The following is a 19,810-nucleotide window of genomic DNA, read 5'->3' as shown; positions in this document are numbered from 1 at the left end:
CCCTGCGGACCTCACCGGCGCGCTCCCCTCGCTTGCCTTACGGCACGAGGGGTTTTTTGTTGCATCAGACTCGTAGTAGAAACCAGCAAAACACCACAAACGCACCCAGCGGGGCGACCCCGAGCCCCGTACACCCTCATCTTCGAGAAGAGAAGACCGATGACCGAGCAGGCTTCCGGGTCCCACCATCCGCAGCCGCGGGCCCGTAGCGGCGGGCAGCAGCAGCCCGCCACCGTCGAGCACGTCACGGGAGCGCAGTCCCTCATCCGCTCGCTGGAGGAAGTCGGCGCCGACACCGTGTTCGGCATTCCCGGCGGTGCGATCCTCCCCGCGTACGACCCGATGATGGACTCCTCGAAGGTCCGGCACGTACTGGTCCGCCACGAGCAGGGGGCGGGGCACGCCGCCACCGGCTACGCCCAGGCCACCGGCAAGGTCGGCGTCTGCATGGCCACCTCCGGCCCCGGTGCCACCAACCTGGTCACCCCGATCGCCGACGCGCACATGGACTCGGTGCCGCTGGTCGCCATCACCGGTCAGGTGCCCTCCACCTCCATCGGCACGGACGCCTTCCAGGAGGCGGACATCTGCGGCATCACCATGCCGATCACCAAGCACAACTTCCTGGTCACCAAGGCCGAGGACATCCCGCGGACCATCGCGGAGGCGTTCCACATCGCCGCCACCGGCCGCCCGGGGCCGGTCCTGGTCGACATCTCCAAGGACGCGCTCCAGGCCAGGACCACCTTCTCCTGGCCGCCGCAGACCGATCTGCCCGGCTACCGGCCGGTCACCAAGCCGCACGCCAAGCAGATCCGTGAGGCCGCGCGGCTGATCACGCAGGCCCGCCGCCCGGTGCTGTACGTCGGCGGCGGCGTGCTCAAGGCGGGCGCCACCGGCGAGCTCAAGGTGCTGGCCGAGCTGACCGGGGCCCCCGTCACCACCACCCTGATGGCGCTCGGCTCCTTCCCCGACACCCATCCGCAGCACCTGGGCATGCCCGGTATGCACGGCACCGTCGCCGCCGTCACCGCGCTGCAGAAGGCCGACCTGATCGTGGCTCTGGGCGCCCGGTTCGACGACCGGGTCACCGGCCGGCTGGACTCCTTCGCCCCGTACGCCAAGATCGTCCACGCCGACATCGACCCGGCCGAGATCGGCAAGAACCGGGCCGCGGACGTGCCGATCGTCGGCGACGCCCGCGAGGTCATCGCCGACCTGATCGTCGCCGTCCAGGCCGAGCTGGACTCCGAGCACGCCGGCGACTGGGCCCGGGCCCGCTACGCGGACTGGTGGGAGGACCTGAACCGCTGGCGCGACACCTACCCGCTCGGGTACGACCTGCCGGACGACGGCAGCCTCTCCCCGCAGCAGGTCATCCAGCGGATCGGCCAGCTGGCCCCGGAGGGCACCGTCTTCGCCGCCGGCGTCGGGCAGCACCAGATGTGGGCCGCCCACTTCATCGACTACGAGACGCCCGCGACCTGGCTGAACTCCGGCGGCGCCGGGACCATGGGGTACGCGGTCCCGGCCGCGATGGGCGCCAAGGCCGGTCGGCCGGACCGCACGGTGTGGGCGGTCGACGGCGACGGCTGCTTCCAGATGACCAATCAGGAGCTGGTCACCTGCGCGCTGAACGACATCCCGATCAAGGTCGCGATCATCAACAACGGTGCGCTCGGCATGGTCCGCCAGTGGCAGACCCTGTTCTACAACCAGCGCTACTCCAACACCGTCCTGCACTCCGGCCCCACGGGCAACGGCGGCTCGGCGGCGGGCGACGGCAGGCAGAGCGCCGGCACCCGCGTCCCCGACTTCGTGAAGCTGGCCGAGGCCATGGGCTGCGTCGCGATGCGCTGCGAGGACCCGGCGGAGCTGGACAAGGTCATCGCCGAGGCGAACGCCATCAACGACCGCCCGGTGGTCGTCGACTTCATCGTCCACGAGGACGCCATGGTGTGGCCGATGGTCGCCGCCGGCACCTCCAACGACGAGATCCAGGCGGCCCGCGGGGTGCGCCCGGACTTCGGCGACAGCGAAGAAGACTGAGCCCCCCGGACGAGAGATAGGAAGAGACGCAACCTCATGTCCAAGCACACGCTCTCCGTCCTGGTGGAGAACACCCCCGGCATCCTGGCCCGGATCGCCGCCCTGTTCTCCCGCCGCGGCTTCAACATCGACTCGCTCGCGGTCGGGGTCACCGAGCACCCCGACATCTCCCGCATCACCATCGTGGTGAACGTCGAGGAGCTGCCGCTGGAGCAGGTCACCAAGCAGCTCAACAAGCTCGTCAACGTGCTGAAGATCGTCGAGCTGGAGGACAGCTCCGCGATCCAGCGTGAACTCGTCCTGGTGAAGGTCCGTGCGGACAACGAGACCCGCTCCCAGGTCGTGGAGATCGTCCAGTTGTTCCGCGCCAAGACCGTGGACGTCTCGCCGGAGGCCGTGACCATCGAGGCCACCGGCAGCAGTGACAAACTGGAAGCCATGCTCCGGATGCTGGAACCGTACGGCATCAAGGAGTTGGTGCAGTCCGGCACCATCGCCATAGGGCGCGGCGCCCGCTCCATCACCGACCGGAGCCTGCGCGCGCTCGACCGCTCGGCGTAACCGCGTCATCCGCGCCACTCACCCACGCCAACCATCACCCGTCCACCCGTCATACGGTGGGACGGACAACCCCGATACCTAGGAGAGACCACCAGTGGCCGAGCTGTTCTACGACGACGACGCCGACCTGTCCATCATCCAGGGCCGCAAGGTCGCGGTCCTCGGCTACGGCAGCCAGGGCCACGCCCACGCGCTGTCGCTGCGCGACTCGGGGGTCGACGTCCGGGTCGGCCTGCACGAGGGCTCCAAGTCCAAGGCGAAGGCCGAGGAGCAGGGCCTGCGCGTGGTCACCCCGGCCGAGGCCGCGGCCGAGGCCGACGTCATCATGATCCTGGTCCCGGACCCGATCCAGGCGCAGGTCTACGAGGAGTCCGTCAAGGACAACCTCAAGGACGGCGACGCGCTGTTCTTCGGCCACGGCCTGAACGTCCGCTTCGGCTTCATCAAGCCGCCGGCCGGCGTCGACGTCTGCATGGTCGCCCCCAAGGGCCCGGGTCACCTGGTCCGCCGCCAGTACGAGGAGGGCCGCGGCGTGCCGTGCATCGCGGCCGTCGAGCAGGACGCCACCGGCGACGCCTTCCCGCTGACGCTGTCGTACGCCAAGGCCATCGGCGGCACCCGCGCCGGCGTCATCAAGACCACCTTCACCGAGGAGACCGAGACCGACCTCTTCGGTGAGCAGGCGGTGCTCTGCGGTGGCACCGCGGCGCTGGTCAAGGCGGGCTTCGAGACCCTGGTCGAGGCCGGCTACCAGCCGGAGATCGCGTACTTCGAGTGCCTCCACGAGCTGAAGCTGATCGTGGACCTGATGTACGAGGGCGGCCTGGAGAAGATGCGCTGGTCGGTCTCGGAGACCGCCGAGTGGGGCGACTACGTCACCGGGCCGCGCATCATCACCGACGCCACCAAGGCCGAGATGAAGAAGGTCCTCGCCGAGATCCAGGACGGCACCTTCGCCAAGAACTGGATGGACGAGTACCACGGCGGTCTGAAGAAGTACAACGAGTACAAGACCCAGGACAGCGAGCACCTGCTGGAGACGACCGGCAAGGAGCTGCGCAAGCTGATGAGCTGGGTCGACGAGGAGGCGTGACCCCCTCCGGGCGGGGGATCGTGGGACGGGGTGACCCGGTCCCGCGGCCCTGCCGCCCGTGGCGGGCGTCGTGACGCGGCGCCCGCCACCCGTGGTGCCCCCGGCGCCTCGCGCCGGATTCCCCCGCCCACCCGCCCCCTTCCGGGGGTGGGTGGGCGGGGATCGTGGGGCAGACTGGGCGAAACGCGTTACCCGGGGTAGGCGCACCTCGACGGCCTGACCAGGCGCGTCGGGGTGACAGTGCCGGATAGGCACAAGACGCGGGGCCTTTCGCCACTACACTGCCTTTCTAACAAGCGCGTCAGGCTCACAGCGTCGTGCGTCTTCCACGCGGCTGCCCCCTTCACCGCCTTCGGCCGTCGGGACGGCCGTCCGCGAAGGACAAGTGAGGACTGAGACTCCGTGAGCACTGCTTCGAACGGCACACCGGCCGGCAAGCCCGTCGTTCTCATCGCTGAAGAGCTGTCGCCCGCCACCGTCGACGCCCTGGGGCCGGACTTCGAGATCCGGACCTGCAACGGCGCCGACCGCGCCGAGCTGCTCCCCGCCATCGCCGACGTCGACGCGATCCTCGTGCGCAGCGCGACCAAGGTGGACGCCGAGGCGATCGCCGCGGGCCGGAAACTGAGGGTCGTCGCCCGAGCCGGCGTCGGTCTGGACAACGTGGACGTCGCGGCCGCCACCAAGGCCGGCGTCATGGTCGTCAACGCGCCGACCTCCAACATCGTCACCGCCGCCGAGCTGGCCTGCGGTCTGCTGCTGGCCACCGCGCGCAACATCCCGCAGGCGAACTCCGCGCTGAAGCGGGGCGAGTGGCAGCGCAGCAAGTACACCGGCGTCGAGCTGAGCGAGAAGACGCTGGGCGTGGTCGGCCTCGGCCGCATCGGGGTGCTGGTGGCCCAGCGGATGTCGGCCTTCGGGATGAAGATCGTCGCGTACGACCCGTATGTGCAGCCCGCGCGGGCCGCGCAGATGGGCGTCAAGCTGCTCTCGCTGGACGAGCTGCTGGAGGTCTCGGACTTCATCACCGTCCACCTCCCCAAGACGCCGGAGACCATCGGTCTGATCGGTGACGAGGCGCTGCACAAGGTCAAGCCGGAGGTGCGGATCGTCAACGCCGCGCGGGGCGGGATCGTGGACGAGGCGGCGCTGGCCTCCGCGCTCAAGGAGGGCCGGGTCGCCGCCGCGGGCCTGGACGTCTTCGCCAAGGAGCCGTGCACCGACTCTCCGCTCTTCGAGTTCGACAACGTGGTGGCCACCCCGCACCTGGGCGCCTCCACCGGTGAGGCGCAGGAGAAGGCGGGCATCGCGGTGGCCCGCTCGGTGCGCCTGGCGCTCGCCGGCGAGCTGGTGCCGGACGCGGTCAACGTGCAGGGCGGGGTCATCGCCCAGGACGTCAAGCCGGGTCTGCCGCTGGCCGAGAAGCTGGGCCGGATCTTCACGGCCCTGGCGGGCGAGGTCGCGGTCCGGCTCGACGTCGAGGTGTACGGCGAGATCACCCAGCACGACGTCAAGGTGCTGGAACTCTCCGCGCTCAAGGGCGTGTTCGAGGACGTCGTCGACGAGACGGTCTCCTATGTGAACGCCCCGCTGTTCGCGCAGGAGCGCGGTGTCGAGGTGCGGCTGACCACCAGCTCGGAGTCGACCGAGCACCGCAATGTGGTGACCGTGCGCGGCACCCTCTCCGACGGCTCGGAGGTCTCGATCTCCGGCACGCTGGCCGGCCCCAAGCACCTGCAGAAGATCGTCGCGGTCGGCGAGTACGACGTGGACCTGGCGCTCGCCGACCACATGGCCTTCTTCCGCTACACCGACCGGCCGGGTGTGGTCGGCACGCTGGGCCGGATCCTCGGCGAGGCGCGCATCAACATCGCCGGCATGCAGGTCTCGCGGGCGACGGTGGGCGGTGAGGCGGTGGTCGCGCTCACCGTCGACGACACCATCCCCGCCGGGGTGCTCGCCGAGATCGCCGACGAGATCGGCGCCACCTCCGCGCGGTCGGTGAACCTGGTCGACTGACCGTCGGTGCCCCTTTCTCCGGGCCCGGTCCCCGCTTCGGCGGGGGCCGGGCCCGTGGCGTTGTGCGGGCGGTCGGCGGTCGGCGGTCGGCCGTGGGCGGTGGACGGTGTGCGGTGGGGCGGGGGTGCGCCGGGCGGCGGGCAGGCCGCCGCGCCGAGTTTTTCATCATGTGTTGAATTAATATCGGCGTCTCGCTACGCTGGGCATCGGCACTAAGTGGAGAAAATTCATCCATCTAGGCCCGCTCACTCACCCCCTGCTCCAGTGATTCGAAAGGTGTGCCATGCGCGCCGACGCCCAGCGCAACCGCGAGCAGATCCTTCGCGCGGCCCGCGAGATCTTCGTCGACCAGGGGCCCGACGCCCCGCTGGACGAGATAGCCCGGCGGGCGGGGGTGGGGATCGCCACCCTCTACCGGCGCTTCCCCGAGCGCGACGACCTGATCCAGGCGGTGGCGCTCGACGTGTTCACCGCCCTCATCGCGGCCGCCCGCGGCGCGCTCGCCGAGGAACCCGACCCGGCCGTGGGGCTGCGACGGTTCATGCACGCCGCCCTCGACCTGAAGGTCGGCTCGGTGATGCCCTCGCTGATGGGCCGGGTCGACGTCGACTCCATGGTCGACGCTGCCCGCGGCGACGCCGTCGAGCCGGTCCAGGAGATGTTGACCCGCGCCCAGCGGGACGGACTGATCCGCGAGGACGTCGTCTTCGGCGACATCGCCCTGGTGCTGACCCGGCTCAGCCGGCCGCTGCCGGGCGCTCGGATCCCGTTCGACGGCGACCTCGCCCATCGTCATCTGGACGTCTACATCGACGGCCTGCGCGCGCCGGGTGCCGAGTGGTCGAGGGACCCGTTGCCCGGGCCCGCCGTCACCGACGAGGAGTTCAAGCGGCTGCGGGAGCGCCTCGCCAAGGGCCCCGGGCCCGCCGCCGACCCCGATCCCGACCCCACCGCCGGACCGGCGGCCGGCCCCACCCACGCGTAAGCCCCCTTCCCTGTGTGAAAGGCACGGCTATGACCATGGAATCGCCCCATGTGACCAACCCCCGCCGTTGGCTGGCGCTGGCCTTCATCGGCCTGGCGCAGCTGATGATCGTCCTCGACATCACCATCGTGAACATCGCGTTGCCCTCGGCCCAGGCGGACCTCGGCATCTCCGACGGCGACCGGCAGTGGGTCATCACCGCCTACACCCTGGCCTTCGGCAGCCTGCTGCTGCTCGGCGGGCGCATCGCCGACTACACCGGACGCCGGCGGACCTTCGTCATCGGGCTGCTCGGCTTCGCCGGCGCCTCCGCGCTCGGCGGCGCCGCCTCCGGCTTCGGCATGCTGCTCGCCGCCCGTGCCCTCCAGGGCGCCTTCGCCGCGCTGCTCGCACCCACGGCCCTCTCGCTGCTCGCGGTGAGCTTCACCGAGCCGCGCGAGCGCGCCAAGGCGTTCGGCGTCTTCGGCGCCATCGCCGGCGGCGGCGGCGCGCTCGGCCTGGTGCTGGGCGGGGCGTTGACCGAGTACCTGGACTGGCGCTGGTGCCTGTATGTGAACGTGCCGATCGCCGTCGTCGCCGTCTTCGGCTGGTACGTCCTGCCGGCCGACGCCCGCGCCCCCGGCGCCGCCGCCCGCTTCGACATCCCCGGGGTGCTGCTCGCCGTCTCCGGCCTGGTGGCCGTCGTCTACGGGTGCAGCGAGGCGGAGTCCGAGGGCTGGGGCTCGCTCGGAGCCAGCGGACTGCTCACCCTCGGCGCCGTGCTGCTGTTCGCGTTCGTCCTGGTCGAGCGGCGGGTGGCGCAGCCGCTGCTGCCGCTGCGGGTGGTCGCGGACCGCACCCGCGGCAGCGCGTACCTGGCCGTCGCGATGTCGGTGGTCGGCATGTTCGCGCTCTTCCTCTTCCTCACCTACTACATGCAGGTCGTCAAGGGCTACTCGGCGCTGGTCACCGGGGTGGCCTTCCTGCCGATGTCGTTCGCCGTGGTGGTGGGCGCGGCCGGCGTGGCCACCCGGCTGATCCCGAAAGTGCCGCCGCGTGCCCTGATGGTGCCCGGACTGCTCATCACCGCCCTCGGCGTCGGTCTGCTGATCCCGCTCGACGCCGGCAGCTCCTACGCGGGCGGCCTGCTGCCCTCGGAGATCCTCGTCGGCTTCGGCATGGGCCTGGTGATGGCCCCGGCGATGAACTACGCCACCCACGGCGTCCGCGCCGAGGAGGCCGGCGTCGCCTCGGCCACCGTCAACACCGCGCAGCAGATCGGCGGCTCGATCGGCACCGCGCTGCTCAACACCATCGCCACCAGCGCCACCACCGACTACGTGAGCTCGCGGATCGGGGAGCGGCGCGGGCCGGTGCCGAAGGAGACCATCAAGGCCGCGCTGGTCGAGGGCTACACGGAGGCGTTCGTCTGGGCCACGGTGATCCTGGTGGCCGCGGCCGCGGTGGTGGCGGTCCTGATGAACACCCCGCGTCCGCCCCGTGAGCAGGGCGTCGAAGACGCGTCACAGGCCGCCGCGGCGCATTCTCTCTAAAGGCTCGGTTCGCCTCCGGGCGCTGTGAGCGACTGCCGACAGTCGACCGTGCTCGCCTGCGCGCCCCTTTTCAGGGCTCGGTTCGCCTCCGGGCGCTGTGAGCGACTGCCGACAGTCGACCGTGCTCGCCTGCTCGTTCCTCACAGGCTCCGCGCGCTCTCCCTTTCGGCAGCCGCGCGCCCTTCGGCTCACTCGCCGGTGCGTGCGGGGGCGGCTACGGCGCCGTGGCGGCGTGGGCGATGCGCCGGGTCATCTCCTGGAGGCTCGCGTCCCGGCGCACCGGGGTGAAGGAGTACACCAGCTGCCGCGCCTGATCCACGGTGGAGAACAGACCGGAGGCGTAGCCGTACATCTCTCCGGTCTTTCCCCACAGGGTGACGCCGTTCACCGTGGCCGTCTGCAGGCCCACGCTGTAGCGGGCGGGGGCGGAGGGATCACCCCACATCCGCACCTCCTCGGGCGGCAGGGTGAACAGCTCCCGCTGGAGCCGCGGCGGCAGCAGCGCGCCGGAGAACAGCACTCGACCGAAGCGGTCCAGGTCGGCGGTGGTGGAGACCATCTCGCCCTCGCCCCAGGCGTCCGAGGGGTCGACGACGGCCATGTCGCGGAGGCTGCCGTCGGTCATCCGGAGGTAGCCGTGCACATGCGGGCCGCGCACACGGCGCTCATGGCCGGGGACCGAGGTGCCGCGCAGACCCAGCGGGCGCAGCAGCCGGGCGGAGATCTCCGCCCCGTACGGCCGGCCGGTCAGCTCCTCGACCATCAGGGCGGCCAGCACGTAGTTGACGCCGCGGTACTCCTGGGCCGTGCCGGGGGTGAACTTCAGATCCGGCGCCCCGTGGGTCACCGTGGCCACGAGCCGCCGCGGGGTCCAGCGGTCGAAGCGGTGGTCGTGGACCCGCTCCGGGGTGCTGAGGTCCGGCAGGTCCGGGCCGTGCTCGGCGGGCAGCCCGCTGGTGTGGTTCAGCAGCTGACGCAGGGTGATACCGGGCCAGCGGGAGGGGAGCAGGCCGGGCAGGACCCGCTGGACGGTGGTGTCGAGGGTGAGTCGGCGCTCGGCGACGAGTTGGAGCGCGACGGTGGCCACGAACACCTTGGTGACGCTGCCGATCCGCACCTTGTCACCCGTGCGGACGGGGCGCCCGCCGGGCAGCTCGATGGCTCCGGAGGAGCCGTACCAGGACCCGGCCGAGCCGCCGATCCGCAGCTGGGCGGCGGTCACCACCGGGTGCTCCAGGTCGTCGATGGCGGACTGGAGGGCACCGGGCTTCAACGGGGGGACGGGGGCCGGTTCCCGGGGCGGGGCCCCCGCGGTGGCCGCGGTCGCGCGGCCGGCGGGCAGCCCCACGGCGGCCACCACGGTTCCGGCGGCGGTGGCGAGCAGGGAGCGGCGGGACAGGCGTGTCGTCGTCATGACCTCCACCCTCACAGCGCGGCGCCCCAGGGCCATCCGGGGAGATCCCCGGACCGTCCCTGAGGCGTGCCGTAGGGGAGGGCGCTCCGATCACCGAGTGAGCGTCAGGGACGCCTCCCGCTCGGGGAGTACGGCTCCGGCGGCCTCGGTGGGGCTGGTCTCCGGCCGCTCGGGGTCGGCGGACGCGGCGTCCGTCGGCCGGTCGTCGACGTTCCGCAGGGTGACCGTCGCCAGGACGGCCGCCGCGAGCAGTACCAGGGCGCCGGTCGCGGTGGCGAGCTGCATCCCGTGGGTGAACGCCTCGCGCGCGGTGGTCAGGAGTGCCTCGCCCGCGCGGCCCGGCAGTCCGCCGGCCAGCACCGAGGCGTTGCCGAGGGTCTCGCGCACGGCGTCCAGGGTGTCGGCGGGAAGGCCCGCGGGGGCGGCCTCGGTGACGTCGTGCCGGTAGACCGCGTTGCCGACGCTGCCGAGGGCGGCCATGCCGAGCGCGCCGCCGAACTCCTGGCCGGTCTCCAGCAGGGAGGCCGCCGACCCCGCCGTCCGCGGCGGGGTGATGCCCAGCGCCAGGTCGGTGACGGTCGACATCACGGTGACGATGCCGGTGGCGCTGACGCCGCAGCCGAGCAGCACGGTCCACAGCGAGTCCGTGTCGGCCAGGGCCAGCACCCCGAGGCCGGCGGCCGCCAGCACGAAGCCTCCGGCGACGACGTGGGCGCGCCGCACACCGCGCTGGACGAGCAGGGTGGCCACCGGCGCGGCGCAGCCGATGAGGAGGGAGGGGGCCAGGCTCCACAGCGCAGCCTCCAGCGGGCTCTGGCCGAGCACCGACTGCAGGTACTGCGTGGTGAAGTAGGTGGAGCCCATCATGGCGAACATCGCGACGGCGTTGAGGGCGGCCGCGGAGCCGAAGCCGCGGTTGCGGAAGAGGGCGGGGTTGATCATCGGGTCGCGCCGGGTGAGCTGGCGGCGGACGAAGAGCAGTCCGAGGACGAGTCCGGCGGCGATGGCGACGGCGGGGGCGGTCGCGAAGCCGTCGGCCGCGATCTTCTTCAGGCCGTAGATCACGGGGAGCACGGCGCCCATCGAGAGGGGCACGCTGGGCAGGTCGAAGCGTCCGGGCGCCGGGTCCTTGAACTCGGGGACCAGGATCGGCGCCAGCACCAGCAGCAGCACCATCGCCGGGACGTTGATCAGGAAGATCGAGCCCCACCAGAAGTGGCTGAGCATGACGCCGCTCAGCACCGAGCCGAGCGCGACGCCCGCCGTCATGACGCCCGACCAGATGCCGACGGCGGTGGCCCGCTGACCGGGATCCTGGAAGAGGTTGCGCACCAGCGCCATCGTCGAGGGCATCAGAGTGGCTCCGCCGATGCCCAGCAGCGCGCGGGCGGCGATGAGCATCTCCGCGCTCTGCGCGTAGGCCGCGGCGACCGACGCGGCGCCGAAGGCGGCGGCACCGATCAGCAGCAGCTTGCGGCGGCCGATCCGGTCGCCGAGCGAGCCCATGGTGATCAGCAGGCCGGCCAGCGCGAAGGCGTAGATGTCGAAGATCCACAGCTGTTGGGTGCCGCTGAGGTCCAGCTCGCGGCTGATCGCCGGGATGGCGAAGTACAGGACCGACACGTCCATGGAGACCAGCAGCAGCGGAAGCATCAGGACCACGAAGGCGGTCCACTCCCGGCGGCCGGCGCGCCGCGGGGAGTCGAGGGAGGGCGTCGTCATGCCGAGGACTATACGGCTGTTTTAAACAGCTGTCTAGAACGCATGTATAAGACGGCTGTATGGCCCCGGGGTAGGGTGGGGCCATGGGACATCGCGAGGATCTGTTGCAGGGCGCGAAGCGCTGCCTGCTGGAGAAGGGGTGGTCGCGCACGACCGCGCGCGACATCGTGGCCGCCTCGGGCGCCAACCTGGCCTCCATCGGTTACCACTACGGCTCCAAGGACGCGCTGATGCGGGAGGCGCTCTTCTCCGCCATGGGCGACTGGGGTGACGAGCTGGCCGCGATGTTGAAGGACGAAGTCCCCGGGGACGCGACGTCGTTGGAGCGCTTCGCGTCGAGCTGGACGCGGGTGCGCGCGCTCTTCGACCGGCATCGGGGGCTGTGGATGGCCCAGTTGGAGGCCATCCTCCAGGCGGAACGGGACCCGGAGCTGCGGGCGGCGTTCGGCCGCGCCCAACCGGAGGGGCGCGAGGGGCTGGTGGCGCTGTTCCACGGCATCGACGACAGCGAGGTCGACTCGGACTCCGCGAAGATCCTCGGCTCGTTCTATATGACGCTGGTGAGCGGGATGGTCGTGCAGATGGCGTTGGACGACGAGCTCACGCCCGGCGGGGAGCAGTTGGCCGAGGCGATGCGCCGCCTGGTGACGGGGGAGTGACCCCGCGACGGGACGGGGGCCGGCCGTCGACAGCACGCGTGCCGCCGGAGCGGCCGGCACCGCGACGGGCGCCGCAGGCTCGGGTGTGCCGGGGGTTTGACCCTGCCCCGGGGGCAACCCCCATCGTGCGGTGCACCGGGCGAGGTGCCCGGGACGGAGGAGAGCTACCCGTGGAGTATCTGAGCATCGGCGCGTTCGCGCGCGAGTCACGGCTTTCACCGAAGGCGCTGCGCCTGTACGACCGGCTGGGCCTGCTGGTGCCCGACCACGTCGACGCGGCCACCGGCTACCGCTGGTACCGCGCCGAACAGGTCGGTCGGGCCCGGCTGGTGGCGCTGCTGCGCCGGCTGGACATGCCGCTCGCGCGGATCGCGACCGTGCTGGAGCTCCCCGGGCCGCGGGCCGCGGACGAGGTGGCGGCCTTCTGGGCCGAGATCGAGGAGCACATGGTCGGCCGGCGCGCCCTGGCGGCGCACCTCCGTGCACGCCTGTCAGGTAGGAGGCCAGACATGTACGACGTCACCACCCGCGAGGTCCCGGAGCAGACCGTCCTCGCACTGCGCAAGCACCTGCTGAGCGACGATCTGCCGGCCTGGATCGGCTCCTCGCTCGACCTGCTGGAGAAGGCCGCCGTGGAGGAGTGCGGCGGCGTCGCCGGGCACCCGTTCGTCGTGTACCACGCGGACGTCAGCGACGAGAGCGACGGCCCGGCGGAGGCGTGTGTCCCGGTGGCCGACCCGGAGGCGGCCCGCGCCTACGCCGCCGCGCACCGCACCGTCGAGGTGCGCACCGAGCCGGGCCACCGCGTGGCGTACACCCGGCTGACCAAGGGCCAGGTCGTCTATCCGCAGATCCTCTCCGCCTACGAGGCGGTCGAGGGCTGGATCGCCGACCAGGGGTTGAGCGAAGGCGGCCCCTGCCGCGAGGTCTACTTCGCGGACTGGCCCTCGGCGGGACCCTCCGACGAGGTGTGCGACATCGCCTACCCGATCGGCTGAGGCCGGCGGTCGCGCCACCGGCTCACCGGCGCGGCTCGTACGGGCTGTGCATGGTGAGCCAGCGGATCTCCAGGTCGCGCTCCAGGTACTCCATCCGGCGCTGCCAGAAGTCCTGGAGGTGCGGGAGGGCCAGGTGCGCGTCGAGGTCCTCCTTGGAGCGCCACGCCTCGTAGAACACGAACACGCCGGGCTCGTCCCGGTCCTCGTGGAAGTGGTACTCCAGACAGCCCTCCTCCGCCCGGGTCGGCTCCACGAACGACAGGAGCAGTTCCCTGAGTTCGGCCGCGCGCTCCGGCTTGGGGCGGGCGATGCCGACGAGGGTGTACGGGGTGGTGGGGGACATGGGGGCTCCCGGAGATAGGTACGAATGATCTCGTACCTAGGACCGTAGTGGCGGCGGTAGGTACGGCGCAAGTCGTACCTACCGCCGTCGGGCGCCGCACGGCCGGTCGCCCCCCGCGCGCGCGGCGTGGCCGACCGCGCCCCGGCCCTCTGGCGCGGATCGAGGAGATCCCTACCCTTGGTCGAGCGCCACCGAAGATCGTGAGTTCCTCCACCGCGAGTACGTCCCGTACCAGGAGTACGTCGAGTACGAGGGAGAGAGCATGACGCGCACGTCGCTCCGCCTGCTGACCACCGTCGCCCTGGCGGCGCTGGCCGTGGGCACCGTGCCTCCGGCCGGCGCGGCCGAGTCGCCCGAAGCCCCGCTGAGCTGGGTCGCGTTGGGAGACTCGTACACCGCGGGCGTGATCCCGCCCACCGGCGCGGAGCTCGACCCGGAGGGCGCGCACACCGGATGCGCCCGCACCGAGGGCTCCTACCCCCGACTCGTCGCCGAGGCGTTGGGCGGGCGGGTCCGGCTGACCGACGTGGCCTGCAACAACGCCATGCTGGCGGAGATCGCCCACCAGGGCCAGGTGCCGCTCGGCTCGCCGCGGGACTATCTGGAGGGCAGGACCTTCAAGGCCGTCGCCCCGCAACTGGCGGCCGTCGACGAGGACACCGACCTGGTGACCGTCGGCATGGGCGGCAAGGACTCCGGCTTCGGCGAGGTCGTCTACGCCTGTGCGATGCAGGAGCCGCCGCGCGCGGCCGACGGTTCACCGGTCCCCTGCGAGGAGCGCACGCGGGAGCTGGTCGAGGCCCGACTGGCCTCGGCGGTCCGGGAGTACGACGACATGCTGCGCCGGATCCACCGCAAGGCGCCGCACGCGAAGATCCTCACCGTCGGCTACCCCTCGATCGTCCCGGAGGACGTCTCCCGCTGCACGGTCGGCGACCAGACGCAGTTCGGCCACATGAGCCGCGCGGACCTGGAGTGGATGCGGGACGGGGTGCTCGATCCGATCAACCGCGTCATCGAGCGGCAGACCGCCCGGCACCACCGGTACGCCGCCTATGTGGACACCCACCGCTCCAGCCGGGGCGCGGACGTGTGCGCCGGCCGGTGGCGCTGGGTGGAGGGGCTCACCGCGCCCGGCTACCCCTACCCGGACAACGTCGCCCATGTGCTGCCCAACGCCTTCGGGCAGGCGAACACCGCCCGCGCCGTGCTGCGGGCGATGCACCGGGAGCTCTGAGCCGCGGCCCGGAGAACGACACAGGCCCGCCCCGGCGTTCGAACGCGCCAGGGCGGGCCTTCCTCGTCCACGGCCCGGTGGGGGCCGTCGGCCGTCCGCGGGGCCTCGGGCGTCACTCGCCCAGACGGTGCATCCAGCCGTGGGTGTCCTCGACGGCGCCGGTCTGGATGTCCAGCAGCGCCTTGCGCAGCCGCATGGTGACCTCACCCGGCCGGCCGTCGCCCACCGTCCAGCTCGCGCTGGTGGACTTGACCGAGCCGACCGGGGTGATGACCGCGGCGGTGCCGCAGGCGAACACCTCGGTGAGCGAGCCGTCCTCGGTGCCGCGCTTCCAGTCCTCCACCGAGAGGCGCCCCTCGGAGACCTCGTAGCCGAGGTCGGCGGCGATCTCCAGCAGCGAGGCGCGGGTGATGCCGGGCAGCAGCGAGCCGGTCAGCTCGGGCGTCACGATGCGGTTCCCGTACACGAAGTACAGGTTCATGCCGCCCATCTCCTCGATCCAGCGGCGCTCGATCGCGTCCAGCCAGACCACCTGGTCGCAGCCGTGGTCAGCGGCCTGGGCCTGGGCCACCAGGGAGGCGGCGTAGTTGCCGCCCGCCTTCGCCGCGCCGGTGCCGCCGGGGCAGGCGCGCACGTACTCCTCGGAGAGCCAGACCGAGACCGGCTTCACGCCGCCGGGGAAGTAGGCGCCGGCCGGGGAGGCGATCACCACGAACAGGTACTCGTTCGAGGGACGCACGCCCAGCCCCACCTCGGTCGCGAACATGAACGGGCGCAGGTAGAGGGACTGCTCACCGTTGCCGGGGACCCATGCCTTGTCCTGGTTGACGAGCGCGTCACAGGCCGCGATGAAGGTCTCCACCGGCAGCTCGGGCATCGCGAGCCGGCGCGCGGAGTCCTGGAAGCGACGGGCGTTGGCGTCCGGGCGGAAGGTGGCCACCCCGCCGTCCGGCTGACGGTACGCCTTGAGCCCCTCGAAGATGGTCTGGGCGTAGTGCAGCGTCATGTTGGCGGGGTCGAGCGGCAGCGGGGCGTACGGCACGAGCTGGGCGTCGTGCCACCCCAGCCCGTCCGTCCACTTGATCGTCACCATGTGGTCGGTGAAGTGGCGGCCGAAGCCGGGGTTGGCCAGGATCTGCTCCCGCTCCGCGTCGGAGAGCGGCTGTGGGGAGGGCTTGAGCGCGATCGAGGTCGTCGTCATGGGTTCCGTGTCCTTCACCTTAGTCGTGGCGGACCGCACCCGGCACCGGCGGCATCACCGGTGCTAGGACGTCCGAGCATCCCCTCGGCGAAGCGGCCCCACTTTCGATTATCACTCCCGTGGGGCTCTTGGGATCCCCCCGGGATCAGCCGGATACCCGGGCCGCCAGCGCGTCACCGATCTGGTCGGTGGTCCGCGGGGCGGCCGCGTCCCGCTCCGCGAGGTCGGCCGCCACGGCCTCCTCGATGCGGGCGGCCTCGGCGGTGTAACCGAGGTGCTGGAGGAGCAGGGCGACGGAGAGCACGGTCGCGGTCGGGTCGGCCTTGCCGGTGCCCGCGATGTCCGGGGCGGAGCCGTGCACCGGCTCGAACATCGACGGGAAGGCGCCGGTCGGGTTGATGTTGCCGGAGGCGGCGAGCCCGATGCCACCGGTCACGGCCGCGGCCAGGTCGGTGAGGATGTCGCCGAAGAGGTTGTCGGTGACGATCACGTCGAACCGCTCCGGCTGGGTCACGAAGAAGATCGTCGCGGCGTCGACGTGCAGATAGTCGGTGGTGACGTCCGGGTACTCCCGCCCCACCGCGTCGAAGATCCGCTTCCACAGATGGCCGGCGTGCACCAGCACGTTGTTCTTGTGGACCAGGGTGAGCTTCTTACGCGGCCGGGCGTTCGCCCGCTCGTAGGCGTCGCGGACCACCCGCTCCACCCCGTAGGCGGTGTTCAGGCTGGTCTCGGTGGCCACCTCGGCGGGGGTGCCGGTGCGCAGCGAGCCGCCGTTGCCGACGTACGGGCCCTCGGTGCCCTCGCGGACCACGACGAAGTCGATGTCGGGGCGGCCGGCGAGCGGGGTGGCGGTGTTGGGGAAGAGCTTGGACGGCCGCAGGTTGACGTAGTGGTCGAAGGCGAAGCGCAGCTTCAGCAGCAGCCCGCGCTCCAGCACCCCCGAGGGCACCGACGGGTCGCCGATGGCGCCCAGCAGGATGGCGTCGTGCTGCTTGAGGGAGTCCAGTTCGGCGTCCGGCAGGGTCTCTCCGGTGGCGTGCCAGCGCCGGGCCCCGAGGTCGTACTCCCGGGTCTCCAGCTTCACGTCCTGGGGGAGCACGGCGGTGAGGACCTTGAGGCCCTGGGCCACCACTTCCTGGCCGATACCGTCACCGGGGATCACTGCGAGGCGAATGCTGCGAGACATACCGGGACCCTACTCCGCGTCCCAATGATTGACACGCATCGTCCGCCATTCGGACAGTCGGTCGAGGCGTGGAAGGCCGATGCCGGCCCGTACGAGCTCCGTTCACCCGCCGTACGGCTGGAGGTCGGCGGCCCCTGGGACCTTTCGACGCATGGACACACCACGCACCGGCATCCCCCGGCAGCTCGCGGACCGTATGTCGATGGCCGAGCAGCACGCCTACCTGCGCGCCAGGTTCTCCCGGCGGCGGGTGCTGCGCACCGGTGCGGCCGGAGCGGGGGCCATGGCCGGCGCGGTGGCGCTGGGCGGGGCCGCGTGCGGCGCGGAGCGGCCGGCCCCCGCGCCGACACGGGTCCGCTCCGTCGCGGTGGGCGGGGTCGACGGCTCGCTGGTGGCCCCGTTCGGGCGCCACCTGGCGTTCGGCGCCGATCCCCGCACCCAGATGCGGATCTCCTGGCAGGTGCCCCTGGCGGTGCGGAAGCCGTACGTCCGCGTCGGTCTCAAGCCCTGGGAGCTGAGTCGCAGGATCGAGGCGGAGGTACGGCGGCTGCACACCCCGCCGCTCAGCGACCGGCTCCCGGCGGTGGAGCAGTACTACCTGCACGCCGCGCTGGACGGGCTGCGCCCGGGTGTCACCTACTACTACGGCGTCGGCCACGACGGCTCCGACCCGGCCGACCCGCGCCGCTTCTCCTCCCTCGGTACCTTCCGCACCGCCCCCGCCCAGGCCGAGAGGTTCGTTTTCACCGCCTTCGGCGACCAGGGCATCAGCTATGACGCGCTCGCCAACGACCAGCTGATCCTGGGTCAGAACCCGTCCTTCCATCTGCACGCCGGCGACATCTGCTACGCGGACTCCTCCGGGCAGGGCGGGACCGACGACACCTATGACGCGCGGCTCTGGGACCAGTTCCTGGCACAGACCGAGTCGGTGGCCGCACGGGTCCCGTGGATGGTCACGACCGGCAACCACGACATGGAGGCGTGGTACTCCCCGGACGGCTACGGCGGTCAGCTGGCCCGCTGGTCACTGCCCGAGAACGGCCCCGACCCGCGCACGGCGCCCGGCGTCTACTCCTTCGTCTACGGGAACGTGGCCGTGGTGGCGCTGGACGCCAACGACGTCTCGCACGAGATCCCCGCCAACCGGGGGTACACCGAGGGGAGGCAGACCCGCTGGCTGGACCGCCGGCTGGGGGAGCTGCGGAAGACCCCCGGCGTCGACTTCATCGTGGTCTTCTTCCACCACTGCGCGTACTCCACCACCAGCGCGCACGCCTCGGACGGCGGCGTCCGCGACGCCTGGGTGCCGCTCTTCGAGAAGCACGGGGTGGACCTGGTGGTCAACGGACACAACCACGTCTACGAGCGGACCGACGCCATTCGGCGTGGCGGGGAGTCCCGTCCGGTGCCGATCGGTGGGGAGACCGACCCCACGCGCGACGGGATCGTCTACGCCACCGCGGGCGGCGCCGGCGCCCGGCTGTACTCCTTCCCGGTCCCCGACAGCTACGAGGGACACGAGAAGGACCTGGACCACGTGGACACCTACCACTGGACCAGGGGTCGGCAGAAGAGCCCGGAACAGGTGGAGTGGTCGCGGGTCCGCTACACCGGCTTCTCGTTCCTCGCGGTGGAGGTCGATCCGGGCGGGCGCGCCCCGCGGATGAGGGTCACCACGCTCGCGGAGTCGGGCGAGCGGGTCGACCACTTCACGATCACCCGCCCGCGCCGCGTCCGACCTCAGTGACCGGTGGCGCCGCCGTTGTCGCGGCGGTCGAGCGCCCGCTGCAGCGCGGCGGCGGCGTTCTTCCGGTCGGCGTCGAGGTGGTCGGTCTTGCGGCGGACGGTGTGGCGGGCGCGGCGGACGGCGGTCTCGGCCATGGTCACGTCTCCTCTTGCTGTTGAGAGCCCCGAGAAGGTGGATATGAAGCCGTGAGGGGCGGGGGCCGGGTGCGGCAGGGGTCACCTGCGCCAGCACCGGGCCGCATCCGCCGTCGCTGGATGGAGCGACATGTTCGGCTGACACCAACGTAAGCCAGCGGAGCCGGGCTGTCTGCACAATTAGTCGGACGTCCTACTATCTGAGACGTGGAGTTCCGCCGGGGGCGGGGCCGGATGCGGTGCCCCGGTCGGGCGGCGACCCACCGGGGCGGGTGCGCCCAGGGGCCTGATCTCTGTCGGACGGCTCGACTGTCCGGGTGGCCCGCCTGTCCGGGTGGCCCGCCTGTCCGGGTGGCACCGCGGCCGGGTGGCCGGGGCGCCGGGCGGCCGGACGGCTCGAAGCGTGTCGTTGCCGTGGGTTCCGCGCGCCTCCGCGTCGGGGCGCGGCGCGCGGAGTCGTCGCCCATGCCCGACCGGCGGGTTCCACCGGGCGGCCCCGCGGTGCGCCACGCAGCCGGCTGCCGCCGGGCGCCCCCTGTCGAGCGCCCCCGACGAGCGCCCGAGGACGCGTCGGAGCGCCGCCGCGATGGCCACCGCCTCGGTGCTGGCGGGCCCCTTTCATCCCCGGCGCGAGCGTGCCGGGCGTCGCGGCTGACGCCCCGCCAACCGCCATCTCGGCTTGACCGATGACGACCCGTTGTGCGCCGGGCCCGGTTCCCAGGTCACGGGCGGGTTACGGGCGGTCCGTCGACGCCCGCTCAGTCACCGTAAAAATCCCCCTACTTCCGTCATGACGGGCGTGGCGCGCCCGGCGTGCTAAGCCGTGAATAAGTTCACAAGTGATCGTTTCAGCTCGGTATTCCGGCCGTTCATGACGCAGTATCCATAACCGTTGTTCAGTCCCCGTCATCCCGACGGGGCGAT

The 19,810-nt window shown here is 71.8% G+C and carries 16 protein-coding genes; 10 read left to right on the top strand and 6 right to left on the bottom strand.

The window, feature by feature from the left end; all coding sequences use genetic code 11:
- Positions 1-159: 159 nt before the first annotated feature.
- The 6 genes from LRS74_RS09490 (at position 160) to LRS74_RS09465 (ending at position 8,239) form a co-directional block, all read left to right on the top strand.
- Positions 160-2,049: an acetolactate synthase large subunit gene (locus LRS74_RS09490; RefSeq protein ID WP_277740592.1), complete on the top strand. Its 1,890-nt coding sequence runs from the start codon at positions 160-162 to the stop codon at positions 2,047-2,049.
- 36 nt (positions 2,050-2,085) lie between these two features.
- Positions 2,086-2,610, top strand: a complete 525-nt coding sequence (gene ilvN, locus LRS74_RS09485; protein WP_144381653.1) for an acetolactate synthase small subunit — start codon at positions 2,086-2,088, stop codon at positions 2,608-2,610.
- A gap of 94 nt (positions 2,611-2,704) precedes the next feature.
- The gene (gene ilvC, locus LRS74_RS09480) at positions 2,705-3,703 is read left to right on the top strand and encodes a ketol-acid reductoisomerase (RefSeq protein ID WP_277740591.1); all 999 of its coding nucleotides are present in this window, start codon (positions 2,705-2,707) and stop codon (positions 3,701-3,703) included.
- A 402-nt stretch (positions 3,704-4,105) separates the two neighbouring features.
- Entirely contained in the window at positions 4,106-5,722 is a 1,617-nt protein-coding gene (gene serA, locus LRS74_RS09475; protein WP_277740590.1) for a phosphoglycerate dehydrogenase, read from the top strand.
- 283 nt (positions 5,723-6,005) lie between these two features.
- On the top strand, positions 6,006-6,707 hold the full coding sequence (locus LRS74_RS09470; protein WP_277740589.1) for a TetR/AcrR family transcriptional regulator: 702 nt from the start codon (positions 6,006-6,008) through the stop codon (positions 6,705-6,707).
- A 29-nt stretch (positions 6,708-6,736) separates the two neighbouring features.
- Positions 6,737-8,239, top strand: coding sequence for an MFS transporter (locus tag LRS74_RS09465; protein ID WP_277740588.1), 1,503 nt, complete (start codon positions 6,737-6,739; stop codon positions 8,237-8,239).
- Positions 8,240-8,453: 214 nt separating this feature from the next.
- Here the strand turns inward: LRS74_RS09465 and LRS74_RS09460 are convergent, their stop codons facing one another.
- Positions 8,454-9,653: a serine hydrolase domain-containing protein gene (locus tag LRS74_RS09460; RefSeq protein ID WP_277740587.1), complete on the bottom strand. Its 1,200-nt coding sequence runs from the start codon at positions 9,651-9,653 to the stop codon at positions 8,454-8,456.
- Between the two features lie 90 nt (positions 9,654-9,743).
- A complete protein-coding gene (locus LRS74_RS09455; RefSeq protein WP_277740586.1) occupies positions 9,744-11,375 on the bottom strand; it encodes an MFS transporter in 1,632 nt (543 codons plus the stop codon).
- A gap of 83 nt (positions 11,376-11,458) precedes the next feature.
- On the opposite strand from LRS74_RS09455, the gene LRS74_RS09450 reads away from it, so the two are divergent.
- Complete coding sequence (locus LRS74_RS09450) at positions 11,459-12,034, top strand: TetR/AcrR family transcriptional regulator (protein ID WP_277740585.1); 576 nt, start codon at positions 11,459-11,461, stop codon at positions 12,032-12,034.
- Between the two features lie 170 nt (positions 12,035-12,204).
- Positions 12,205-13,032: a MerR family transcriptional regulator gene (locus LRS74_RS09445; protein ID WP_277740584.1), complete on the top strand. Its 828-nt coding sequence runs from the start codon at positions 12,205-12,207 to the stop codon at positions 13,030-13,032.
- Positions 13,033-13,054: 22 nt separating this feature from the next.
- Here LRS74_RS09445 and LRS74_RS09440 read toward each other — a convergent pair whose 3' ends face one another.
- On the bottom strand, positions 13,055-13,375 hold the full coding sequence (locus LRS74_RS09440; protein ID WP_277740583.1) for a putative quinol monooxygenase: 321 nt from the start codon (positions 13,373-13,375) through the stop codon (positions 13,055-13,057).
- 262 nt (positions 13,376-13,637) lie between these two features.
- On the opposite strand from LRS74_RS09440, the gene LRS74_RS09435 reads away from it, so the two are divergent.
- On the top strand, positions 13,638-14,612 hold the full coding sequence (locus tag LRS74_RS09435; RefSeq protein WP_277740582.1) for an SGNH/GDSL hydrolase family protein: 975 nt from the start codon (positions 13,638-13,640) through the stop codon (positions 14,610-14,612).
- A 112-nt stretch (positions 14,613-14,724) separates the two neighbouring features.
- On the opposite strand, the gene LRS74_RS09430 is transcribed toward LRS74_RS09435, so the two are convergent.
- Together LRS74_RS09430 and LRS74_RS09425 are read right to left on the bottom strand one after the other, a co-directional pair.
- Positions 14,725-15,813: a branched-chain amino acid aminotransferase gene (locus LRS74_RS09430; RefSeq protein ID WP_277740581.1), complete on the bottom strand. Its 1,089-nt coding sequence runs from the start codon at positions 15,811-15,813 to the stop codon at positions 14,725-14,727.
- A 145-nt stretch (positions 15,814-15,958) separates the two neighbouring features.
- The gene (locus LRS74_RS09425; RefSeq protein WP_277740580.1) at positions 15,959-17,002 is read right to left on the bottom strand and encodes a 3-isopropylmalate dehydrogenase; all 1,044 of its coding nucleotides are present in this window, start codon (positions 17,000-17,002) and stop codon (positions 15,959-15,961) included.
- A gap of 151 nt (positions 17,003-17,153) precedes the next feature.
- On the opposite strand from LRS74_RS09425, the gene LRS74_RS09420 reads away from it, so the two are divergent.
- A complete protein-coding gene (locus tag LRS74_RS09420; RefSeq protein WP_277740579.1) occupies positions 17,154-18,752 on the top strand; it encodes a metallophosphoesterase family protein in 1,599 nt (532 codons plus the stop codon).
- Here the strand turns inward: LRS74_RS09420 and LRS74_RS09415 are convergent.
- Entirely contained in the window at positions 18,746-18,886 is a 141-nt protein-coding gene (locus LRS74_RS09415; RefSeq protein ID WP_277740578.1) for a hypothetical protein, read from the bottom strand. The two genes, LRS74_RS09420 and LRS74_RS09415, sit on opposite strands and share 7 nt — an antisense overlap.
- Positions 18,887-19,810 lie beyond the last annotated feature (924 nt).

Source organism: Streptomyces sp. LX-29, from assembly GCF_029541745.1.
Taxonomy (GTDB): domain Bacteria; phylum Actinomycetota; class Actinomycetes; order Streptomycetales; family Streptomycetaceae; genus Streptomyces.
This window is presented reverse-complemented; position numbering and strand designations above follow the sequence as displayed.

Excerpts from the sequence above, each read along its gene's own strand:
- LRS74_RS09465 (WP_277740588.1), top strand. The coding sequence starts at position 6,737 with ATGACCATGGAATCGCCCCATGTGACCAACCCCCGCCGTTGGCTGGCG.
- LRS74_RS09435 (WP_277740582.1), top strand. The coding sequence starts at position 13,638 with ATGACGCGCACGTCGCTCCGCCTGCTGACCACCGTCGCCCTGGCGGCG.
- LRS74_RS09425 (WP_277740580.1), bottom strand. The coding sequence starts at position 17,002 with ATGTCTCGCAGCATTCGCCTCGCAGTGATCCCCGGTGACGGTATCGGC.
- LRS74_RS09450 (WP_277740585.1), top strand. The coding sequence starts at position 11,459 with ATGGGACATCGCGAGGATCTGTTGCAGGGCGCGAAGCGCTGCCTGCTG.
- LRS74_RS09455 (WP_277740586.1), bottom strand. The coding sequence starts at position 11,375 with ATGACGACGCCCTCCCTCGACTCCCCGCGGCGCGCCGGCCGCCGGGAG.
- LRS74_RS09440 (WP_277740583.1), bottom strand. The coding sequence starts at position 13,375 with ATGTCCCCCACCACCCCGTACACCCTCGTCGGCATCGCCCGCCCCAAG.
- ilvN (WP_144381653.1), top strand. The coding sequence starts at position 2,086 with ATGTCCAAGCACACGCTCTCCGTCCTGGTGGAGAACACCCCCGGCATC.
- LRS74_RS09490 (WP_277740592.1), top strand. The coding sequence starts at position 160 with ATGACCGAGCAGGCTTCCGGGTCCCACCATCCGCAGCCGCGGGCCCGT.
- LRS74_RS09415 (WP_277740578.1), bottom strand. The coding sequence starts at position 18,886 with ATGGCCGAGACCGCCGTCCGCCGCGCCCGCCACACCGTCCGCCGCAAG.
- LRS74_RS09470 (WP_277740589.1), top strand. The coding sequence starts at position 6,006 with ATGCGCGCCGACGCCCAGCGCAACCGCGAGCAGATCCTTCGCGCGGCC.
- LRS74_RS09460 (WP_277740587.1), bottom strand. The coding sequence starts at position 9,653 with ATGACGACGACACGCCTGTCCCGCCGCTCCCTGCTCGCCACCGCCGCC.
- LRS74_RS09420 (WP_277740579.1), top strand. The coding sequence starts at position 17,154 with ATGGACACACCACGCACCGGCATCCCCCGGCAGCTCGCGGACCGTATG.
- LRS74_RS09430 (WP_277740581.1), bottom strand. The coding sequence starts at position 15,813 with ATGACGACGACCTCGATCGCGCTCAAGCCCTCCCCACAGCCGCTCTCC.